This window comes from Mesorhizobium sp. M6A.T.Ce.TU.002.03.1.1, from assembly GCF_003997275.1.
GTDB lineage: Bacteria > Pseudomonadota > Alphaproteobacteria > Rhizobiales > Rhizobiaceae > Mesorhizobium > Mesorhizobium mediterraneum.
This window is the reverse complement of record NZ_RZTI01000341.1, coordinates 1-319: the sequence shown is the minus strand read 5'-3', so window position 1 is coordinate 319 and position 319 is coordinate 1. Positions and strand designations below refer to the sequence as shown.

Genomic DNA, 319 nt, shown 5'->3' with positions numbered 1-319 from the left:
GACGGTGGTCCGCCCGGTCAGGCCGATCGTGGTGCCGCGCTCCGGTGACCATTTGAGGTCGGCGTTGACGGTGGCACCGGAGATTGCATCAAGGTTTTTGTCGTCGATCGCTTCCCTGAGCCAGCCGGCCGAGAATTCGCCCGACAGCTTCTCGCCCATGTCGAGTGCAAGGCCAGCGCGGGCGCCGAGCCGCGTCGACGAGCGCTCGAAGCCTTCATTGTCGATGCGTTGATCATAGGTCCGGCGGCCGACCTCGATTTCAGTGAACGGGGTCAGGGCAGGGGAGATCTCGTAGCCGGTGCGCAACGTCGCGGTGTAG

The 319-nt window shown here is 64.9% G+C and carries 1 protein-coding gene; it reads right to left on the bottom strand.

Going from position 1 to position 319, the window contains the following annotated elements:
• A partial coding sequence (locus EOC93_RS33855) for an outer membrane beta-barrel protein (RefSeq protein ID WP_164759412.1) occupies nucleotides 1-319 on the bottom strand: 319 nt, incomplete at both ends.